Below are 21,348 nucleotides of genomic sequence, written 5' to 3'. Positions count from 1 at the left end.
AACGCAAGAGGCACGGCAACCGTTGAAACGGGTCGCCGTGCCTCTTTTGTAATACTATTTTTTGATAAAAAGCATTAACATAGTTTGCCGGGCACTGCGGGGGGAATTCAGTCGCTCAGAACTATCTCGACTGCTGCGCGGTCTGCGCGGCTCGCTTTGTGAATCTCCCCCGCAGCCCTTTGCGTTCGGCCTTTTAGAGCGTGTTCACACTAAATTGCATCTCCAATCATAGCAAAGTAGATGAATCCACAGAACAGCACGTCAAGCTTATCGTAACGGGCAAATATTTTCCGAAATCGCTTAAGACGCAGGAAATATCGCTCTATCTCATTGCGCTGCTTATATCTCTCCTTATCATACTCCCATGGATCTTTGCGGTTCGATTTGGGAGGAACAGCCGGAGAATACCCCTTCTCCTTCGCTTTCTTCCGCATACTCTCTCCCTCGTAAGCTCTGTCCATCAGGATGTATTTTTGCTCTGGAGCTCTTATGATCTTGTCAAGCAGTGCGATGCCTTCCGGCGAGTCATGGGCTTCTCCTCCGGAGAGCGCGAAGCTGACAGCCGATCTGTCAGTTGCGGTGACCATATGAATCTTCGTTGTGAGCCCGCCTCTCGATCTTCCAATGGTCTGTTTCCCTCTTTTTTCAAAGCGCCTGTCCCGTCGGGATGAACCTTTGCCGATGTGCTGTCCAGGCAGATCGCCTCGACTTTTATGCGAATAATGTTCTCCATTTGCAACGCTTCGAACAGGCGCTGTAAAACGCCGTTTTTGCTCCACCTGTTCATGCGTACATAAATCGTATGCCAGTTTCCATAGGATTTCGGCAATGCCCTCCATTTACAGCCGTTTTCCGTGACATACAGTATCGCATTGATCAGTTGGAGATTGCTCATGCTCACATTCCCGCGCTGACGGGGCAAGTATTTTTCAATTCGCTCATATTGTCCTTGCGTAATTTTCATATGCACATTATAGATTACTGTTGGGTAATTGGCTATCAGTGTGAACACGCTCTAGTTCAAAGTAAACTGAATCATCCTTCTTTCCGTCTTTCATACTCCACAATGCCGTCAATCATCGTTAAATCTACATTGAGATCAGCGATATTCATGGGATCGATCTTTAAGATATTATCGGAAAGGACTATCATGTCGGCAAGCTTGCCAACCTCAATGCTGCCCTTGATTTTTTCTTCGAAGGATCCGTAGGCGCCGTTCAGTGTGGCGCAGCGGATAGCCTCAAGAACGGTCACGGCCTGGGTCCGGTCACACTGCACATTTTTGATTTTGTCGTAACGGTTTACACATCCATCAATGCACTTGAGTCCCACTGGCCCTGAAGGTGCGTCACTGTGAAGGGAGCATTTTATGCCGGCCTTGAGCATACTTTTCAGCGCGCCAAGGTATCTGTTGCGCTGGCCATAGAATTTTGTAAAGTTTTCTCCCAGCATGGCCACAAGCCCGGCATTTACTGAAGGGCAAATGTTCATGCGTGCCATGCGGTCAATCAGATCCTGATCCACGATGGTACAATGCTCGATGCGATGGCGCAGATGACGAACCTTTTCCGGATTCTCGGCGAAGACCTTCTCGTAACCCTCCACCATGAATTCGATAGCCAAGTCTCCAATGGCGTGGGCTGTGACTTGGCATTCGGCGTCGTTAATGGTCTTGATATAGCGCGCTGTCTCATCGCGTTCCCAGCCTCGCTCGCGAACCATGGAGGGATCGTGGCTGTAGGGCTCACGGGTGGCACAGGATGGACCGCCTGAACCGCCATCAATCATGAATTTGCATGGTCCCACGCGGAAGTGTTCATCGCCTAGCCCAGTCATGAAACCAAGATCCAGCCAATGCTGGTTGTCAGCTAAGGAGTAAGATTTGCCAAAAATACTGTGGAGCGCCATATAGACGCGAACCTTGAACTCTCCGTCACGACAGAGCTTCTGCATAATATGATATGAAGATTTACCACATTCACCCATATCGCCTACCGAGGTGATGCCTGCTTCAAGGAGCTGTTTGTGGGATTTCATGGCGGCGCGTTTCTGCTGTTCTTCTGTGTAGTCTACCTGTCCCCAAAGCCAAAAGTGCGTATGACCGCGGACCATTCCCGTCAATTTTCCGGCGCAAACTTCTACCTCATCAGCAGGATATTTTACGGCGTCAGAGGGACTATAAACGCCCAGATATTCCAAAGCTTTTGAATTGTACATGCAGATATGCCCGCCGCCGTGCATGCAGTGAACAGGGTTATTTGGCGCAGCTGCATCAAGCTCTTCAAGGGTGGGGTGTCTTCCTTCGGGGAAAAGAAGCGGTTCATATCCCATCATTGAGATCCATTGTCCGGGTTTTTTGATCTTCGCTGTTTGTCGTATCAGTTCTAGCATTTCTGCAAGAGATGAGCAGTGCTTAGGTGTGGTATCGAGTATGGCAGAGTCCAGTTCTGTTCCCAGCATACCGTTCAGGATAGGATGAAAATGGCTGTCGTTGATTCCTGGCATCAGCGTACGTCCGTCTAGGTCGTAGACCTTTGTGTGCAAGTCGAGCAGTTCATGCAGTGCTTCGTTAGACCCTACAAACGCGATCTTATTGCCCTTGATGCCTACGGCCTGAGCCTCGTCGTCGTTGGCATTTACCGTAATAACGTTTCCATTTCTAAAGGCAATGTCAAGATACGAATGATCAGAGCTCATTTTTTCCTCCTTTGCAAGAGCGTTTTAACATGGAAGGCGTCGAAATTCACAGTCTCTGTGTTCTTTGTTGCCCACCATATTCTAATCATGAGTTATATTTTAAATACTATTTAGTTTACTGGCTTGCCATCCTTCATGATAAGTTTACCGTCTTTATACTTCTCTCCCTTGTTCATATCGAAGGTTTTTTTACCCCATACGCCAACGACGCGCATGAAGATCAAGTAACCCACGAGAACGGTCACAAGGCACAGAATCATGGATATCTGAGTCATCGTTTTGGCTGCAAAAGCCAGAATGGCGGGCATGACAAAGTAGGAAGCCGGAACGTTCACGATGTTTGCAGGCCCCAACTCCGCTGCAGTGGTGGTCTCAGCTTCTGGATCGACGATGCGGACCAATGACAGCCCCGTAGCATTTGTTCCTGTTGCCGTTCCCCATTCGCCGAGAATGCGCTCAAAGTCATTGCTGCCTCCAAAGCGGGCGCCGAAGTATTTAATAGTAACCCAGGTAACTCCGGATACAACTACGCAGATGATGGTGATAGGAACCATCCATTTGCCAACGATTTCCATGTCAATAGCCATGAAAGCCGCTGTTACCATGATATCGGTGCATGCTCCGCCGATGCGGAGCTGAGTGCCGCGGTCAAGATATTTGCTGGCCCCAAGTCTACCTATGATCCAGCGCAGGCCATAGCCGCAGAGCATACCGTTGAAGAACAGGAGCATTGAAAAGAGTTGACCGAAGTATCCTGGGAACAGGCCCCAGAGCCTGCCTAGATAGGTACCCAAGATCCATGCTACCCCTACAAGGGCGATATGGAACGTCAGCACATCGAGGTTGCCGCCAAAGGTTGTGATTTTACCGTAGGGCTCCTGCTTTTCAGGTTCATAGAAGCCAAAGGCCACATCGGGGCTCAGACGGATCTTGGAACTGGCGATGCCCATCTTGATACCCTTTTTGGCATAAGGGACGCCGAGGATAAAGGCGACCAGGAAGCCAACGGATGCAAAGGTGATGCCCACCTGAATCGCATGACTCCATCCGGCCGCTTCCATCTGGGCGCCATAGGTAACGGCCTGCCCGGGGCCCTGAGCGAACGCGAAGGAGATAAGCAGGCCATAGGTGGGATCCATGTCCCAGTACTTGCCGATGAGACACAAAATACCAAAACCGATCAAGGCTTGGAATGAATAGGCCAGCGCCCAGTAGGATCCCATACCGAAGATACCCGAGAACATGCTGTCACCCATGCGCGCGCGTAGCTCTTTCAGATTTTTGATCTTCTCTTTTTGAGGGGTATCAAGTTTTTTCGCAGCAAGAGTAACGCCCATATTGATGAACAGGAAGGTGTAAAGCTGCCCTGAAATATAGCCGTAATCTCCGGCTTTGCTGCCTCCAAGCCCGCAGGTATTCATCAGAATAAAACCGATGACTCCGGCAATGACACAAGCAGGTACCAGAGATCTTCCGAGAAAGTTTATTTTCGCTCTCAGAATTACCGCAATGATAAACATAACACCGATCCACGCCAATGCTGTCATGCTTTTTTCCCCCTTTTGTGCAGTAGTTTTCGTGTTGTTTTTCATTGTAAGAAAACAATGTCATTTCTTATTTTATAATTGGGATACTACGAGTATAAGTATTTTTCGAGAAAACTTGGTTTTATCTATATGCTCGTTAAGTTGATATCTTTACATCAACGCACTCGGAAGCCAGGTACTGAGGCAGGGTAGATAGGTAACCAGAATCACATCCAGAATAAGCATCAGGATGAAGGGAAGCACGCTTTTTACTATGCGTTCAAGCTTGATGTCCGCCACTCCGCAAGCGACGAAAAGGCAGATACCGAAAGGTGGCGTCACTTGACCGATAGCTAGGTTGACGCAGATGATGAGCCCAAAATGAACAGGGGCGATGCCCAGCTGTGCGGAAATGGGGAAGAGAATCGGCACCAGAATAATGAGTGCTGCTACGGTGTCAAGAAATGTTCCCACGCTCAGAAGAAGAAGGTTGATCAGCATCAGGATGATGATGGGATTTTTTGAGGTGGACATCAGCCATTGCGCTATGGCGTCAGGGATACGGTTGTTGGTAAGTATCCAGCCGAAAAGCGATGCAGCGGCGATGAGGAATAAAATGCCCGCCGTACTTACCGCTGATTCTGTGAAAACTTTCATAATAGTTTTGAAAGTCAGCTCACGATAGACCAGAACTCCTACCGCTAAAGCGTAGACCACGGCGACTACGGCTGCCTCTGTGGGCGTAAAAAATCCCGAATAAATACCGCCGATGACGATAATCGGCATAAACAGCGCCAGAATAGAGTTCTTAAAGGCCACCCATCTAGCATGCCATGTCGCCTTCTGCTCGTCCTTGTAGCTGCGCTTGTATGAGATGCCGTAGGTTAAAGCTATCAATGACAGTCCCATCAGAAGTCCTGGCACCATGCCGCCCAAAAACATGCTTGCTACAGAAGAGCCGGTGAGCACAGCATAAGTGACAAAGGGTATGCTTGGCGGGATGATGATGCCAATGGTCCCTGAAGCTGCGTTGATTGCCGAAGCAAAACCCACATCATAACCATGACTGACCATGGCGGGAATCATAATGCTGCCGATAGCTGCCGTCGTTGCCGCTGAGGATCCGGAGATGGCTGCAAAAAACATGCATGCAACGATCGACACCATACCGAGCCCGCCGTGGCAGGCACCGAGAAATGAACTCGCAAGAGCAATGAGCCGCCTCGATATGCCTCCCTGCTCCATGAGACTTCCTGACAGGATAAAAAATGGAACTGCCATGAAGGGAAAGGAATCTGTCGCCGTAAAAAGGCGCTGAGGTACCACTTGAAGGGGAATACGGGTGCACAGCGTCAACGTCAACACCGACGAAAGGCCTATAGCAAACCCAATAGGGACCTTCAAAAAGAAGAATAGTAGCAGAGAGCCGAAGAGCACCAGTGTGACTTCGTTAGTCATGAGAGTTCACCGTCGCTTTATTTGAGAATTTCTGAAGTAAGTTATCGACGGAGTGAAGCATCATTAAAACAGCTCCAATGGCGATAGACGCGTAAATGTAGCCCATTTTGACGCCCATGGCTGGGGAAGTCTGACGCAGCGTGAACAGGACAATTTTGACGCCGTAACGGAGGAGTACGTAAAAAAAAGCCATGTTCAACAGGGTCACAAGAAGAGCGCCTGCATTCTGGATTTTTGAGGGGAGGAGGTTCATGAAAGCTTCTATATTAATAAGAACACCTCGCTTAACGCCCACACTCAGCCCAAGAAAAGTCAGATAAACCATCATGTAACGCGATAATTCCTCGGACCACGGCAAAGAGCCCTGTATAAGTCTGCATACTACCTGCGCAAAGGTCACCGCCGTCATACCTGCGAGCAGAATACAGATAGTCTTCTCTACGAGGCTGTTCAAGAAGTCGCTTGTTCTATGTATCAGTCCAGTCAGTTGCATAGGTCCTCCTTTCCCGAACAGGCCGCGCTTTTCAGGGCACGGCCTGTCCTTTTGCGTTCAAGATAGAAAATCGCCCCTCCTGTTTGTGTTATTTGGTATTGATGATATTGTCGATAAGTTTTTTATCAAAGCGCTCTTCGTACTTTGTGTAAATAGGCTGGCAGGCGGCCTTAAATTCAGCCTGATCAGGATAGGTGACTACCATACCCTGCTTCTGAAGAAGTCCAATCTGCTCTTCATCCATTTGCTTGATCAGGCCGCGCTCGTAGAAGGCCACTTCTTTTGCTGTATCTACAAGGACAGCGCGGGTCTTTGCATCAAAGCGCTCCAGAGTGATAGCGCTGATCAGGAACAGCGAAGGTGAATAAACGTGGTTAGTTATTGCTAAGTACTTCTGACCGGCCTCGATCAGTTTCTGAACGTAGATGATAGGCACAGGATTTTCCTGACCGTCGATAACCCCCTGCTGCAGCGCTGTGAAGACCTCACTCCAGGCCATGGGGGTAGGATCGACGCCAAGAGCGCGAAAGGCATCTATGTGAACCTGATTCTCCATAGTACGGAGCTTAAGTCCCTTGATATCGTTGATGGAGTTGATGGGACGCTTGGAGTTGGTGACCTGACGGAATCCATTCTCCCAGTAGGCGGCACCGACAATACCTACATCACTGAGTTTCTTTAGGAGTTCTTGTCCCACAGTGCCGTCGAGGACCTTGTAAACATGCTCTCGGTCGCGGAACAGGAAGGGCAGGTCAAACATAAAGAAGCGGGGTTCAAATCCGCCCATAGGGCCCGTGGAGGTAACGCAGATGTCTAGTGTTCCCATCTGAAGGCCTTCGATGTTATCTCGCTCGTTGCCAAGCTGGGCGGAATGGAAGATATCAATTGTCACAGCACCATTGGTACGTTCCGTCACCAACTCGGCATACTTGACGAGTCCAAGGTGATACGGATGGGACGGAGCTACGGAATGAGAGGCCTTGAGGACCTCAGTGGCTGAAGCTGACGCGCAGAGCAGCGCTAAAACCGCAAGAGCAGCATATAACTTCTTCATGTCAAGAAAGCCTCCTTGAAATTTCGTGGGATGAAATGGCGCAGCGGGCGCACTTGTATGTCCTTGTCAAAATACCCTCAGGGAGGCGCGCGGTGCTGCGGAAGGGCTGACTTTATTTCATAACTTCTCTTGCTTATTCCTTGGCCGGCGGGATATCGACTTGCTTGTTGAAACTGAACTCGGGCGATGGGAATGATCCGTTCAGAGTCTCCTCGTGGAACGCATTAAGCCCATCCACCATGGCCTTGCGAATCTGAGCAAACTGCTTGACGAACTTGGGCTTGAAATCACCGTACATGCCAAGAAGATCCTGTGTCACCAACACCTGACAGTCCACATCGGGGCCAGCACCAATACCGAGAATGGGAACACGGACTTCTTTGGACATGGCCCTTGCGACACAACTGGGCACGCACTCAAGGACGATGGAGAATACGCCGGCTTTTTCGATGGTCTTGGCATCTTCAATAAGTTTGCGGGCGCTTTCAGGCGTACCGCCCTGGACTTTGAATCCTCCGAGCGAAGTTGCGGTCTGAGGTGTCAGACCTATATGCCCCATCACGGGAATACCAGCATTCACGATTGCTGCGATCTTGTCGGCCATGTTGATGCCGCCCTCAAGTTTGACGCAGTCGCAGCCTGTTTCCTTGATCATGCGGATGGCGTTGGTCATCGCTTGCTCACAGGAAACCTGATAGGAACCGAAAGGCATATCGCCAATGACAAAGGTGTGAGGAGCTCCCTGTACTACTGGACGGATATGATGGATCATGTCGTCCATGGTTACTGCCGTCGTTCCCTTGTAGCCAAGCATGATCATGCCCAGAGAGTCGCCGACAAGAATAACCTCCACATCGCTGTCGTCCACGATAGATGCAGTCGTATAATCATAAGCCGTCACATAGGAGAACTTTCTGCCTTCATCTTTGTACTTCTGAAAATCCATAACCGTCATTTTCTGCTTTGCCATCACAAGACGCCCCCTATTTAAGAATATGCCAAGTTTTTATCGCCATTTTGCTGTTTTTGTCCGACAAGTTGTCATCTTTAAAACCGCATTCTTTATTCTCGGGAAATTCGCCTATTCTTTTGCGTGGATTAAATTTACGATCAGACGATTGGCCGGCACGTCCACGCCATGAGCTTCTGCTTCTTTCACAATGGCGCCGTTGATTTTATCAATCTCAGTTTTACGCTTCTTAGACACATCCTGAAGCATGGATGAGCGGTTCAGGCCTGTTTTGCGGGCGACTTCCACTACATTTGCAAAAACTGCGGCAGCGTCAAAATTAGCACCGCCGGCATTGGCTGTCGCGACAGCTTCATAAACTAGTGCCTTCGACACTGCATTGGCACAGGGGCTGTCGGCAATACAGGCATTTGTTCTGTCTATAAGAGCTGTAATTGCGTTGATGCCGACATTCACAAAGAGTTTGTTCCACACAAGTTTCATTACGTCATCAGAGACGTCCGTAATGAGATCACATTCATTCAGGACAGCAGCTACTATCTCCGCCGCATTTCGATCACTGCTCACGGGACCAATGTGATTCTGACCGACGCCGGCATGGTAAACAAATCCCGGCTCTTTCATCGTGCAGCCATGGGCTGTCGTTCCTAGAATGATATTTTTCTTGTCCACAAACTTGCGGATATCCGCATCATTCCCATGACCATTTTGAAGAGAGAGAACCATAGTGTCTGGACCGATCAGTGAAATGTTTTCTTCCATAGCCTCAATGGTCTGGATAGACTTTACAAATACAACAGCAAGCTCTACGACTCCTACAGTTTTTGCATCTGTCGTCGCTTTAGGATGGAAGATTCGAATCTGCCCATCCTGCTCCTCAATTTTCAGCCCGTTTTCGTTTATGGCCTGCACATGCTCTGCCCAGATATCCACAAGATAGACGTCGTTTTTTTGAGAAAGATATCCACCGAAGAGGCTTCCCATCGCGCCGGCTCCAACCACAGCAATTTTCACGAGTTGATTTCCTCCTTTCAATCAGTTTTTAACGGTTTTTTAACTGTCTTGGTCGCGCTGTTTATAGATTACGCCTCCTCTCTATGCCATAATTTATCTCATATATAAATTTATTTTTCTGGGAAAACACATCATAAATAATAGTTTGTTTCGTATTGCGAAATAGCATATTGTTTTTTCGGCTTGTAGAATAATTATAATATAAAAACGCCGTCTGTCAATCATTATTTTTCAAATGAATCTTAGATCGCATAAGTGAGGCCTTGCAGTTTATAAAAAAACAAAAAATAAATTCATGGGAAACAAGGTCGCTGCTATGCTAAAAACACCATCAACTGAAAAGAGATTTTTTCATGAACAGCAAAAAAGAATTTTTTTCACTAGTCACTCTTAAAGTGGAGCGTCTCGCTCTGCTCTTGTTTTCTTTAGCGTGCGCAAATCCGATGTTGATGAAATTAAATATGTCGAATGATACTAGGTTTTGTTTAAAAACTAGGTAATCTGTGCTCCTTCAACAAAATAGTGATGGAGGCAATGAGAAGAAAGGCAGAGAACGAAGCGTCACGTTTGTCATAGCGGGTAAAAATTCTGCAGAATTGATTTTCCGAAAGGAGCATTGGAGCATTTGGGCAAGCGCTGTCCCTTGGGAACGTGGTTATCTGCAGAGCACGGCTTGCGCCGCGCTGTGGGAGGGAATGGCATACATGCCTCCCTGAGAGCTTGTGAACCGTAAGCTTTGTCGCTGATGACGCTGTTCCCCATGTCTGCATTGGCGATCATATTCACTTAATAGAATGGAGCGCATTGACAGAGTACGCAGAGCGCCCCGGAGGAGTTCCATGTGACTGAACTCCCCCGGGGCGCTCCGTATTCAATATTTTAGTCAAGAATTGGTAGCAAGGCGCTGGAGACCGCCTCGAATTTCCCGTCGTTTCCACAGCCTGAAGCGTGCATAAACTGCCTGCCATGGTCTATAGCGTTCAGGAAGTTCTCTCCGCGGCACGCCGTTTTCGGCGATCCACAGAATGCCGTTCATCACCTTGCGATTACCGTGTTTTACCGGACATCTGCGTTGGCCTGATTTGAGGTGCTCTAGCAACAGGATATCTCTGATTCGATCCCATTCGTTGTCAGTCAATTCATGCCTTCTGATTCCATGGTTGAAGTTTAAATGCTTCAGACTTTTGGGGCAGTATGGTGTTTTTTAAACAAGACCTAATATGTGATAAATTTTGTTGCTCTCGTCATAGAACAATATGCGCAGGGGAAATCGAAAAAGGCGATCAAGGTTTTCGGTAATGAGCTGCACATCCATAAGGTGTCATTCGATCAGATAAAAGAAATTCTCTGAAGCCGGAGTCTTTGCCAGATAATCGCCGGCGGGCGCCGTCAGAGATTATTTGCAGATATATTACCAGTTGCTTTTGAAGCTGATGCGAGAACGATCTGGGCTGACCATTGCCAAAAAACAAGGGCACAGCAGACATAGAGAGAAACAGCGTCACCGTTGGGTTATTCTCCATAGGTATTCAGCTTTACTACGTCTGCGGTTACAGAAACTCAGGGATAAAAATTTACCTGTCGGGGAATGGGCACGCAGGAACTGCTGAGAACAGCGTGGCTGTAAGCAGACACGGCTATGGACTTCTGCGCTGAATGAAGAGAACGTCTGTTTTCGCATAATTGGGTACTCAAGGACTGCAGATTCCATGGGAACGCGCTGTCCATGCCTCTCTCAGCTCCTACGATGTTTAGACGTCGGGAGTATGTCACAGGAAAAATTGTTGATTATACGGTTAAATTCTGTATAATATTGTTTAAATAATGTGGTTATGATGACTCTCATCGTTGCGAATGTTATGGGGCAAGACCCCCCCCCCTATACTTCTGGATTTGCAGGTTCAGAGGAATTCGAATTTTTTCTCTGCGGGCAGCGATAAACTCTGGTTCCTGTTGATAACTATCTGATTTGTTTTTAAATTAGCGGGCTGTAAGAATCAGTTACTTCTGTTCTAGATATAGAAACATTAAGTAAAAGGAGAGAAATCCATGAAATCGCATTCAGAGCGAACTGGCTTGGTCCAGTCTATAGAGCGTGCGTTTTCTATAATTGAAGCGCTGAAAGAGCATCAGGAACTTGGCATTGCGGAGCTCAGCGCACAGCTTTCGCTTGATCGAAGCACCGTGCACCGTCTCTTGGCAACACTTCGCGTTCTTGGATATGTGAATCAAAATAGAGAAAACTTCAAGTACTCCAACAGCCTAAAGTTTTTTGACATCGGGCACAGCGTCGTGAGGTCCCTTGGACTTGGGCGTATCGCTATGCCCTTCATGAAGGCGTTGGCCGAAGAAACTCAGGTAGGCATCAATCTTGCTGTGATGGAATCGTACTCCGTGGTTTATATCGAGAAGATAGAAAGCCAGTCTACAATCCGTGCCACATTGCCTCTGGGCGTCTATATGCCTGCCTACTGCACGGGGCTTGGCAAAATGCTTTTGTCCTGCATGGATGAAAAGGAAATTCGGGACGTTTTCAGGAGTTCCGACGAGGCAGCGTCACGCAGTACTCCTCATGACAATATCAAACTTCGCCGCTATACGGCGAATACAATTACCAATCTTGATTTGCTCTGTGAAGAGCTGGCGAATATCCGCAAACGGGGATACAGTCTCGACGACGAAGAGTACATCAGCGGACTCTACTGCATCGCAGTGCCGATCCGTGATTATCAAGGACGTACTGTGGCCGCCATGAGTGCTGTCCTGCTCAAGATAATCGGCACGGATATCCAGAGCAAAGCCCAGGATGTGCTGAAGAAGCTTATCGCAGCAGCCGGCAGCATATCAGCCGCTTTGGGCTATCACTGAACAATAGAACGATGAAGAGTATGACCGATCATGCCCGGATACGTTCGAGAGCAGCGGCGCGGCGCCGTGTAACGGCGACGCGCCGCTGCTCATATTGCTCTTATGCCGTTCCCTGCCGCCTTTTTCTGCGGCGCTGTCGCGCATAGGTGTCGGTCAGGTTTATACCATCGGTTTGATCGAAGCGCTCGTGGCTGGGGTGCTGGGGATCGCGCTGCTGGGCGAGTGCGTTGCCGGAACGCAGGCGACGGCGTGCTCTGACAGTTCCTCCGCATAGCTTTGACCGGCCAGGATGCGATGTGCTGCCGGTCCCGAAAGGACTCGCTACGCTTCAAGCACGGCATGGTCAGTAAAATTTCCCAAATAATCGACGGCGGGGAGTGACGCGGCAAGGGCGTTGCCCCTGAAGGAAATCTTCGGAAGACGGCAATATTCTGAAGCCGATAAAGCGGAATGGACGTGGAGCGTTGCAGTATGGTATAAAAAAGAGCGAACGGCGGCGCGTGTTTTATCGCGGCGGAAGAATGATCGGCAGAACGGCTGAACGACCGACAAAGGGAGTGCGGGGATGAAATCTTCTTCAAGCGTCTTGGGAATTGGGGCGATGCTGGCCGCGGGGCTGTTCTGGGGCGGCAGCGGCACGATTTCGCGTTTCGCGCCGGCGGCGGCCCTCGGTCAACCGCTGGCGCTGGCGTGGACGCGGCTGTTTTTCGGCGGCGTCATGCTCTGCGCGGCGGCGTTGGTCGTTCGCCGTCGCGGCGTTCTCTCGGCAGCGCGCGCGGCATTTCTGGCCGGAATCTGTATGGCGATGAATCAGACAGGGTTTTTCATGTCCATGGACGTGCTCGGCGTGGCGCTGAGCACGATGCTGGTGATCGGATCGTCGCTGGTCATGGCCGGCGTTCTCGGCTGTTTCCTCGGCGAGGTTCCGTCGCGGCTCTGGTGGTTTGCGGCGCTGCTGGGCGTTGCCGGCAGCTGTCTGGCGGCCGCGCCCGGCTCGGCGGGCGCTTCTTTTCAGTTGGCGGGGCTGCTGTGGGGGCTTCTCGGCGGTCTGGGCTACGCGCTGTTGGGGTTGAATTTGAAGCTGCTGGCGCGGCGCGGTCTTGGCCCGTTGGAGAGCAACGGCGCGGCGCTGTTGTGGGGGGCGGCGCTGATGCTGCCGCTGCTGTGGGGACACGACATGAGCTGGCTGGCGACGGCACGCGGCATGGCAAGCGCGCTGGCGCTGGGATTTTTCCCCACGGCGGTGCCTCATTTCTTCTTCGCGTTGGCGTTGACCCGCATCACCGTGGGACAGTCCTACACGATCGGGCTGGTGGAGCCGCTTACGGCGGGGCTGCTGGGAGTGTTTTTTCTCGGCGAGACGGCAACAGCCGTGCAGGCGGCCGGCATGGCGCTGGAATTTGCCTGTATGGCGCTGGCGGGCTGGGACGCTCTTCATAAAAGTTGACGAAAGGGAGAGGATGAAATGCACGAATCGCTGCTGACTCGTTTCAGTCAGGATCACCCTTGCTGGAACCGCGAACTGCTGGAACGCGCCGGAGAAGACGCGGCGGGGCTGGACGAACTGACCGAGCGGGGGCTGCTGACGGAGCGCGGCGGAGTCTACGCGCTGACGGAATCCGGCGCGGAATCGTTCCGCCGGGCCGCGGCGGAGATGTTTCTCGACGAGCGTCCCGGCGGCCAGCCGGAAGACGCCGGACGCTGCCTGCTGGCCACGGAACTGTGGCTGGAACTGGAGCGCACGAACGTGCAGCGCTGGGGGCTGAAGCGCTACGTCGTCCGTCCCGATTGGTCCGTGCGGCCGGCGCTGCGGCGCGAAGAAGTGTGGCGTCTCGAGGGCGGAAAACTGCGCTGGCTTTATCCCGACGAACCGCGCTTCAAGGCTATGCTCGAGCTTCATCCCGCCGTGCCGCACCATCGGCGCCGGCCGGAGATTCCCGATCCCGCCGCTTGGGCGGCGTGGCGCGCGCTGCCGGGCGAGGAATTAGGCGTCGATCTGGCGCTGATCGTCAACTACGATTTCGAGAATTATCTTGACTTTAAAGGACATGCGGGCGACGAGCACCGGCTCGTCAACACCGACCGCTTTTACTTCTCGGCCGCGGCGACGGCGGAAGAACAGCTCGACGCGCTCGGGCGCTTTCATCTTCTGCTCTGGGAGCTGCGGCGGCTGGCGATCCCGGGCTATCTCGACTGCGACGTGCACGAACAGGACAGCGTCAACTGGCTGATCTTCGTCAGCCGCTCTCGCGCCGGGGCCGAGGCTTCTCTGGCGCGGCTGAAGGCGCTGGGCGACGAGCTGATCCGCCCCGTCAACCCGATGGAGATCTGGACGCTCGCGCTCGAAGATCTGAGGGCCGTGCCCGACCGCCGCGAAGTGATCTGGGACGTGCTGCCCCAGGCCGCCCGCCCCGTCTGCCTGACGCTGTAATGCGGGCATTTTGCCCCTGAACGACGCAAAGAGGGCGGAAGCCGATGGAATCTGGGTCATCGGCTTCCGCCCTCTTTCGTTGTTCCACGTGGAACATTGCCCGGCGGCTACGGCGTGGCTTTTTAACGAGTTTTTTTCAGAAGACCGTGGAAGTAGTCGACGACGAAGTCGAGGAACATTCGCGTCTGGTCGTTGAGTTTGCCGCGTTCGTCGCAGGTGATGCAGATGTTGCGGTTGCACAGCGGGTCGGAGATGTGCACCAGCCGCGCCTTGTCGGTGGCCAGATGCCCCCACGTGGCTTCCGGCCAGAACGAGATGCCCAGGCCGGCGCTGACGAGGCCGCGGATCGTGCCGGGATTGTCGCTTTCGAAGCCCACGTGCGGGACGAAGCCGCACAGCGAGAAAAAGCGGTCGGCGATCTCGCGCATCGGGCTGCGCTTGCCGAGCATGACGAAGTTCTCGTTGCGCAGGTCCTTGAGCCGCACCGATTCTTTCAGCGCCAGATGGGACTGCATGGGGACGGCCAGCAGAATTTCCTCGTTCATGACTACGCGGCTGTTCTCCGGCGCCGCGTCGGGCAGGGCCGTGCGCATGCAGAGGTCGCACTTGGTGGTGCGGGCGTTCTGGATGATCTGGAAGTCGATGAAGGGATGCATGGCCTTGAACTTGAGGAGGATGTCGGGCAGCAGCGGCGAGCCGGCCAGCACGTTGAAGACGATGGTCGAACGCGAATGTCCAGCCACGACCCTGAGTTCCTTGGAGAGGTTGTCGAGGATGCTCATCACGGGCTCGAGCTTGCGCTTCAGCGCCAGCCCCGTGTCGTTGAGCTGCACGCGCTTGCCTTTGCGCAGAAACAGCGAAACGCCGAGCTCCTTCTCCAGCGAGAGCACGGCCTTGCTGATCGACGGCTGGGAGATGTACAGTTCTTCGGCGGCCTTCGAAAAATTTTCGTATTTAGCGACAGTCATAAAGTACCGTAAATGAAAGAGCTCCATAGAAAGCACTCCTTTATAACTGAAATCTATAATATAATTCTACACGAAAGTCCGCCAAACGGCAATGGCGCGGGAGGACGCGGGAAACGCCGCGGCACGGCGCGAAGAAAAACAAGAAGGACGCCGCTCGCGGCGGCAGATCTCCAGGATAAAAAAAGTCTCGTCTGAGATTCGCATTCCAGACGAGACCTTTTTCGTTTTCTTTCGCGTTTTTGCGGCGGCTTCCGTCGGACGGCGCGTTCAGCCTTACCCGGCGAGGAACCGGCGCGCTTCGACGAGGTCGCGGAGCATTTTGTCCCACGGCGAGCCCTCGACGCGGCGCGGGTTGCGCAGCAGGTAGGCGGGGTGGAACAGCGGACGCAGCGTCATGGTTCGGCCGTTCCACGTGAATTGATGAAAGCGGCCGCGCAGCCCGTTGATGCCGGTCTTGACGCCGAGCAGAGTCTGCGAGGGCACGTTGCCGACGGCAAGCACCAGGCGCGGACGGATCGCCTCGAACTGGGCGGCGAGCCACGGCAGGCAGGCGGCGATCTCGGTTTTGAGCGGCGTGCGGTTTTTTGGCGGCCGGCATTTGCACACGCTGGTGATGAAGATCTCTTCGCGCTCCAAGCCCGCCGCGGCGAGGATCTCGGTGAGCAGACGGCCGGAACGGCCGACGAAGGGGCGGCCGGTGCGCTCCTCTTCGGCGCCGGGCGCTTCGCCGACGATCATCAGGCGGGCGTTTTCGGGCCCTTCGCCGGGCACGTGATAAAAGGCGGAGCCGTCCTCGCGGACGCCGTCGGCCTGTCCCAGCGGACAGTTGCGACATTGGCAGACGCGCTGATGGAGCGCGCTGAGTGCGGACATGCGGATTCCTCCCCGGAAAAGTTCTCGAGGGTATTATACACGAATTATTTGAGCTTGAGCGGCAGGCCGCTGACGCACAGGTAGACCGAAGCGGCCAGGGCGGCGACGCGCTGGTTGAGACGGCCGACGACGTCGCGGTAACGACGCTCGGCGATCCGCTCGGAAGAAAGCCCCATGCCCAGCTCGCGGGTGACGACGATCACTTCGCAGGGCGGCAGGCGCAGTTTTCTGACGAACGCTTCGATTTCGGGGCAGGTCTCGCCGGCAAAGCGGGAGCCTCCGCTTGTCAGGTTGCTCACCCAGACGCCGAGGTCGTCGACGATGCACACGCCGCCTCTGACTTTATCGAGCGCGCCGGCGAGATCGACGCCCTCGACGATGGTTTCGCAGCCGTCGTCGAGCCCTTTCTGATAGAGCGCGATGTGCTCCAGCACGTCCTCTTCTGTGGAGGTCTGGGCGGAAACGATCGTTTTCCGTTCCCAGTCCTGCGCCAGCTTCAGCGCGAAGGCGCTGGCGCCGCTGCGCCAGCCTCCGGTGACCATGCGGACCTGGACGCCCGAAGGCGACTTCCATTCGCTGTTCATGCGTAACGCCTCCTTCAATCGAAAAATTTTGCCGGCACTGCGGACGCGCCGCTTCTTCACGCTTCTTCCCGGATCAGCGACGCCAGCGCCTCGAGATCGAGCGAACGCGGCGCTTCGGCCCCCGCAAGCAGACTGTCGGCGAGGCGGCGTTTGCTGCGGTGCAGCTCGACGATCTTCTCCTCCACGGTGTGGGCAGCCACGAAGCGGTAGACGGCGACCGGGCGCGTCTGGCCGATGCGGTAGGCGCGGTCCGAGGCCTGGTCCTCGACGGCGGGGTTCCACCACGGATCCATGTGGACGACGAAATCGGCGCCGGTCAGATTCAGCCCCGTGCCGCCGGCGCGCAGGCTGATCAAAAAGCAGTCGCCGCGCCCCGACTGGAACGAGCTGACCAATTCGGCGCGTTTGCCCGGCGGCGTGGAACCGTCCAGATAGAGGCAGGGCACGCCCCGCTCCGCGAGCGCCTGTTCGATCAGGCGCAGGTGGTCGGTGAACTGGCTGAAAACAAGGGCGCGGTGCCCGCTTTCGCGCAGCTCGTCCACGAGTTCGAGCAGCGCTTCCAGTTTGGACGAGGGAATCGCCGCGCCGACGCCGTCCGAGACGAGGCTGACGGCGCAGCAGCAGCGGCGGAGTTTCATCAGCTGGGCGAAGACGGCGAAGCGCTTGTCTTCTTCCGGAGAGTTCCCGGCCGCGTTGATGGTCTCGACGGCGGACTGGCGCAGCGCTTCGTAGAACGCGCGCTCCTGCGGGCTCAGCTCGATGCGGCGCGTCACTTCGGTGCGTTCGGGCAGGTCGTCGAGCACCTGCTCCTTGACGCGGCGCAGCAGAAACGGCGCGATCGCCCGGCGCAGGCGGCCTCGCGCGCTGTCGTCGCCCGCGGCGATGGGAGAAGCGAAGCGCCGGTTGAAGCGCTCCAGCGAGCCGAGCAGGCCGGGGTTGAGGAAGCGGAACAGATTCCACAACTCGCTGAGGCGGTTTTCGATCGGCGTGCCGGTCATGATCATGCGGAAGTCGCCGTGCAGGCCCATGACGGCGGCGGAACGTTTGGTGGACATGTTCTTGACCGCCTGCGCTTCGTCGAGCACGACGGTGTGCCACCGTTTCTGCGCGAACGACTCCGCGTCGCTCTGCAGCAGGCCGTAGGACGTCAGCACGACGTCGAAAGGCTTGAGCGCGGCGAGAACCTTTTCGCGTCCGGCGCTGCGGTAGTCGATGACGTTCAACGTCGGGGCGAAGCGAGCCGCCTCCTCGGTCCAGTTGCCGCAGACCGACGTGGGCGCGGCCACGAGCGCCGGGCCTCCCTCCGCGCGGTGCAGCAGCAGCGCCAGCGTCTGCACGGTCTTGCCCAGCCCCATGTCGTCGGCCAGACAGGCGCCCGCCCCCCAGTGGGCGAGGCGCGCCAGCCAGCGGAAACCTTCCAGCTGGTAGGGACGCAGCTGCACGCGCAGCGTGCGCGGCGTTTCGGGCGCAAGCCGCTGCGCTTCAGCGAAACGCTCGCACAGCTCGCGCCATCTTTTGTCGGCGGCCAGAGCGCCCTCGTCGAACAGCTCCGCCACGGCCGCCGCAGCCAGCGGCGGCACGCGCAGTTCCTGCCCCTTGGCGTCGGTCATGGCGTCGAGCGCTTCGAGGCGGCGCTGGAACTCCCGCGTCAGCGCCACGAACTGGCCCTCGCCGACGGGGACGAAGCGGCCCCGTCTCTGCCGCAGCAGCTCCATGAGCTGGCACAGCGACAGCGTCAATTCGCGGTCGACGGCGGCGGTGCCGGAGAGCGCGAACCAATCGGTGCCGCTGCTCTGAATCGCGCCGAGCATGGCGCTTCCGTCCAGCTCGCGGCGCACGGTCATGGCGCCGCCGCGCGGCCATTCGACGACCACGTCGGGGATTTTTTGCAGCTGCAAGAGCAGTTCGAGACACGCGTCGGGAGCGTCGATCCGCGCGCGTCCGTCGTCGGGATCGCCGTTTTCGGCCAGCGCCGGGCAGACGGCGAAGAGTTCCTTCATCTTCCGCGCTTCGACGGCGAGGTTACGCCTGACCTGCACGCGCCGCTCGTTCCCCGCGTCGTCCCTTTTCAGGCCGAACAGCGACGGCACGCCGCCGCCGGGACGGCAGGAAATGCCCTCGCCGCCGGAGGGGCGCACGACGATCTCCGCGTTCAGGCCGTCGCCGCAGGGCGAAAGCTGCACGTGCAGGCGCGCGTCGGCTTCTTCAACGGGAACGCTCGGCGGCGCGCCGTCCAGTTCGGACTGTACGGTCACGTTCGCGGCCAACCGGGAAAGAATCTTCAGCGTGCGGGCACGCGCCTCCTCGGGAACGACCGCGCCCCCGCCGCCGAGAATGGCGAAGATGTTGCGGTGCATCTGGGTAAAATGGGTGACGCGCAGCCGCGACGGCGACTCTTCGCTGACCACGTACTCGCGTCCCCGCGGATTGGCGGGCGTCATAAGGATGCGGCAGCCGGACGGGACGCTGGTCACTTCCAGCTGCGGTTCGCCGGCGACGACTTCGAGCGGCGAAAGGTCGTCGGCGCGGACGAGGTTGGGCAGCCCGGCGAGGATGTGCAGCGCCTGCGTCCCGTCCAGCCACAGCTCTGACTTGCCGTAAGAGCCGCGATCGTACACGGCGTCGGCGACGCGGCGTTCCTGCTCGCTCAGGCCGGGAATGCGTTCCAGCCCGTTGGCGATGGAGCTGAGGGCGACTTCGCGCCCCTTGCTCCACTTCCCTGCGGCCTGCAGCGTTTGTTCGAGCGGGCGCACGGCGACGATCGGTTCGTCCTCCTTCCGCCACTCCGGCCTGGCGAGCTCGACGAGCCAGAGGAGACGGCGCTCGCCTTTTTCCCCGCCGCGGGAAGAGCCACCGTCGGCGAGCGTTTCCAGCGCGTCGAGGGCGCATTCCCACGGCGGGAGCGGGCTGAACAGGTCGCGAAGCGGGTGCCAGCCGTTGTCCTGCCGGCCTGACAGCGCTTCGCCGGCGGATTCCAGCTCGCTGGCGACGAAAGACATCCCGAGACTGTTCAGATGAAACGCCGCGATGCGGTAAAAGGGCTGCCACTTTTGGGCCAGCCCGGGAGCGATCCAGCGCGCCGCCAGCAGCAGATGGCACAGGTCGGCCGCGCCGAGGCAGTAGGCGTCCATCAGTCTCGTCAGCCGCTCGTCGAGCGCTTTTTCGTCCTGCCCGGGCGGAGCGCATAGCATGGAGCGAACGGCCTTGCCGAGCGTCTTGACCAGGTCATGGCCGGCGAACAGCGCCGCCTGGTTGGCGGAACTGCCTTTGGCAAGGAGGCCGAGCGCGTCGTAGAGGACCCCGCCGCGCGCCCATTCGGTGCGGTTGCTTTCTTTATGCGCCGCGCTGGAGATCTTGTCGGGCGCTTCGCGCAGCGCCGCCAGCAGCGGAATATAAAACGGATCCCACAGGTTGACGGGCGGCGAAGCCTCGCCGGCGCGGCGTTTGGGACGCCGCGCCAGGCGCGCGTAGTTTTTGCGCGCCGCTTCGAGATCGCCGCGCACCAGGGCATCGACCGCCTGCAGTCGGTCGCGGCCGGCGTCTCCGAGCATGGGTGCCAGCTCCATTGCCTTCGCGAAGAGGCCGGCATGGCAGTACTGATCGGCCAGCGCGGCCGCCAGCTCCGGAAAGTCGCCGGACCGGCAGAGTTTTTCCTCTTCGGCGGTCACAAAAGCGCGCAGTTCCGGGCCGCTCTTCGTCAGACGCAGCGTTTCAAGGAAAAAGGGGCGCATGACCTCCGGCAGGGCGCTGAACATCTCGTCGTCGAAGGGATTGTTCAGCACCGTGGCGGCAAAAACGCTGAGACATTGCTCTTCGGTGGCTTTTCCTCCGGCGAAGCCGGGCGTCACCAGGCGGATGAAACTTTCGGAGTCGCCCAGATAAAAATATTTGCGCAGAAAGTATACGGCGTGCCAGAGCTCTTTGAACACTCGGCAGCCGCCGCTGGAGCCGGCGCGCAGCCGGGACAGGCGCAGCGTGCTCTCCACGGCCTCGCAGTACAGCGCGAAAGTTTTTTCGCGCACCGTTTCGCGTGCGACCAGTTCGCGGATGGGCAGAACGACCAGCCAGCCTTTGCCCTCGGCTCCCCGTTCGCGCCCGACGATCCCGAGCCGCTCCCAGCGCGGCAGCGCCGCCGCGTCGAAATTGGGAAGCGACGGCGAAATCCTGCGCGCCCCCTGCGAGCGGAGCATCATCTCATACGTCGTTTTCGCGACGGGACCGAACGCCGCCGCCAGAATGCGGAAGGCGTGCCTCTCGTCGCCGTCCATCCCGCGGCAGAGCGAAAAAAGCCTTTCCCGTTCGAAATCGTTTTGCACTGCGCGTCACCTGCCTTTTCATCTGTTCATTATTATAGCCGTTCCGCTTGAAGTGGGGAATTCACCGGGGCCGGAACTGGTATTTTCGACAATGCC

Annotated in this window: 16 protein-coding genes; 3 read left to right on the top strand and 13 right to left on the bottom strand. The window is 55.8% G+C overall.

The annotated features are described in order from the left end of the window. Nucleotides 1–209: 209 nt before the first annotated feature. The 9 genes from FYJ74_RS05090 to FYJ74_RS12000 all read right to left on the bottom strand — a co-directional run bounded on the left by FYJ74_RS05090 (nucleotide 210) and on the right by FYJ74_RS12000 (nucleotide 10,350). A protein-coding gene (locus FYJ74_RS05090; protein WP_154528576.1) for an IS5 family transposase occupies nucleotides 210–964 on the bottom strand; the annotation gives its coding sequence in 2 pieces (ribosomal slippage) (nucleotides 210–634 and nucleotides 634–964; 756 coding nt in all). A 71-nt stretch (nucleotides 965–1,035) separates the two neighbouring features. Beyond that, complete coding sequence (locus tag FYJ74_RS05085; protein WP_154528504.1) at nucleotides 1,036–2,697, bottom strand: amidohydrolase; 1,662 nt, start codon at nucleotides 2,695–2,697, stop codon at nucleotides 1,036–1,038. A gap of 110 nt (nucleotides 2,698–2,807) precedes the next feature. Next, nucleotides 2,808–4,244 (bottom strand): sodium/glutamate symporter family protein, encoded by a 1,437-nt coding sequence (locus FYJ74_RS05080; RefSeq protein ID WP_229769352.1) that lies wholly within the window; start codon nucleotides 4,242–4,244, stop codon nucleotides 2,808–2,810. Between the two features lie 150 nt (nucleotides 4,245–4,394). Then, the gene (locus FYJ74_RS05075) at nucleotides 4,395–5,681 is read right to left on the bottom strand and encodes a TRAP transporter large permease (RefSeq protein WP_154528502.1); all 1,287 of its coding nucleotides are present in this window, start codon (nucleotides 5,679–5,681) and stop codon (nucleotides 4,395–4,397) included. Then, a complete protein-coding gene (locus FYJ74_RS05070) occupies nucleotides 5,674–6,174 on the bottom strand; it encodes a TRAP transporter small permease (protein ID WP_154528501.1) in 501 nt (166 codons plus the stop codon). The genes FYJ74_RS05075 and FYJ74_RS05070 overlap by 8 nt, the downstream gene beginning before the upstream one ends. Before the next feature lie 88 nt (nucleotides 6,175–6,262). Then, on the bottom strand, nucleotides 6,263–7,228 hold the full coding sequence (locus FYJ74_RS05065; RefSeq protein ID WP_154528500.1) for a TRAP transporter substrate-binding protein: 966 nt from the start codon (nucleotides 7,226–7,228) through the stop codon (nucleotides 6,263–6,265). 133 nt (nucleotides 7,229–7,361) lie between these two features. Further along, nucleotides 7,362–8,198: a 3-methyl-2-oxobutanoate hydroxymethyltransferase gene (panB, locus tag FYJ74_RS05060; RefSeq protein ID WP_154528499.1), complete on the bottom strand. Its 837-nt coding sequence runs from the start codon at nucleotides 8,196–8,198 to the stop codon at nucleotides 7,362–7,364. 111 nt (nucleotides 8,199–8,309) lie between these two features. Beyond that, on the bottom strand, nucleotides 8,310–9,212 hold the full coding sequence (locus FYJ74_RS05055) for a ketopantoate reductase family protein (RefSeq protein ID WP_326830875.1): 903 nt from the start codon (nucleotides 9,210–9,212) through the stop codon (nucleotides 8,310–8,312). A gap of 883 nt (nucleotides 9,213–10,095) precedes the next feature. Next, a complete protein-coding gene (locus FYJ74_RS12000; protein WP_195838806.1) occupies nucleotides 10,096–10,350 on the bottom strand; it encodes a transposase in 255 nt (84 codons plus the stop codon). A gap of 911 nt (nucleotides 10,351–11,261) precedes the next feature. Here FYJ74_RS12000 and FYJ74_RS05045 point away from each other — a divergent pair. From FYJ74_RS05045 to FYJ74_RS05035, 3 genes are all read left to right on the top strand, one after another. Then, nucleotides 11,262–12,080 carry an IclR family transcriptional regulator gene (locus FYJ74_RS05045; protein ID WP_154528498.1) on the top strand — a complete coding sequence of 273 codons (819 nt, stop codon included), beginning with the start codon at nucleotides 11,262–11,264 and terminating at the stop codon, nucleotides 12,078–12,080. 565 nt (nucleotides 12,081–12,645) lie between these two features. Further along, a complete protein-coding gene (locus FYJ74_RS05040) occupies nucleotides 12,646–13,527 on the top strand; it encodes a DMT family transporter (RefSeq protein ID WP_154528497.1) in 882 nt (293 codons plus the stop codon). Nucleotides 13,528–13,545: 18 nt separating this feature from the next. Continuing rightward, the gene (locus FYJ74_RS05035) at nucleotides 13,546–14,511 is read left to right on the top strand and encodes a hypothetical protein (RefSeq protein WP_154528496.1); all 966 of its coding nucleotides are present in this window, start codon (nucleotides 13,546–13,548) and stop codon (nucleotides 14,509–14,511) included. Between the two features lie 122 nt (nucleotides 14,512–14,633). Here the strand turns inward: FYJ74_RS05035 and FYJ74_RS05030 are convergent, their stop codons facing one another. The 4 genes from FYJ74_RS05030 to FYJ74_RS11945 form a co-directional block, all read right to left on the bottom strand. Next, nucleotides 14,634–15,506 carry a LysR family transcriptional regulator gene (locus tag FYJ74_RS05030; RefSeq protein ID WP_154528495.1) on the bottom strand — a complete coding sequence of 291 codons (873 nt, stop codon included), beginning with the start codon at nucleotides 15,504–15,506 and terminating at the stop codon, nucleotides 14,634–14,636. A gap of 246 nt (nucleotides 15,507–15,752) precedes the next feature. Beyond that, entirely contained in the window at nucleotides 15,753–16,352 is a 600-nt protein-coding gene (locus tag FYJ74_RS05025) for a uracil-DNA glycosylase (protein WP_154528494.1), read from the bottom strand. A gap of 44 nt (nucleotides 16,353–16,396) precedes the next feature. Further along, nucleotides 16,397–16,936 carry a bifunctional adenosylcobinamide kinase/adenosylcobinamide-phosphate guanylyltransferase gene (locus tag FYJ74_RS05020; protein WP_154528493.1) on the bottom strand — a complete coding sequence of 180 codons (540 nt, stop codon included), beginning with the start codon at nucleotides 16,934–16,936 and terminating at the stop codon, nucleotides 16,397–16,399. Nucleotides 16,937–16,992: 56 nt separating this feature from the next. Further along, nucleotides 16,993–21,252, bottom strand: coding sequence for a DEAD/DEAH box helicase (locus FYJ74_RS11945; RefSeq protein ID WP_154528492.1), 4,260 nt, complete (start codon nucleotides 21,250–21,252; stop codon nucleotides 16,993–16,995). Between the last annotated feature and the right edge of the window lie 96 nt (nucleotides 21,253–21,348).

It is taken from the genome of Pyramidobacter porci (assembly GCF_009695745.1).
In the GTDB taxonomy this organism is placed as follows: domain Bacteria; phylum Synergistota; class Synergistia; order Synergistales; family Dethiosulfovibrionaceae; genus Pyramidobacter; species Pyramidobacter porci.
This window is presented reverse-complemented; position numbering and strand designations above follow the sequence as displayed.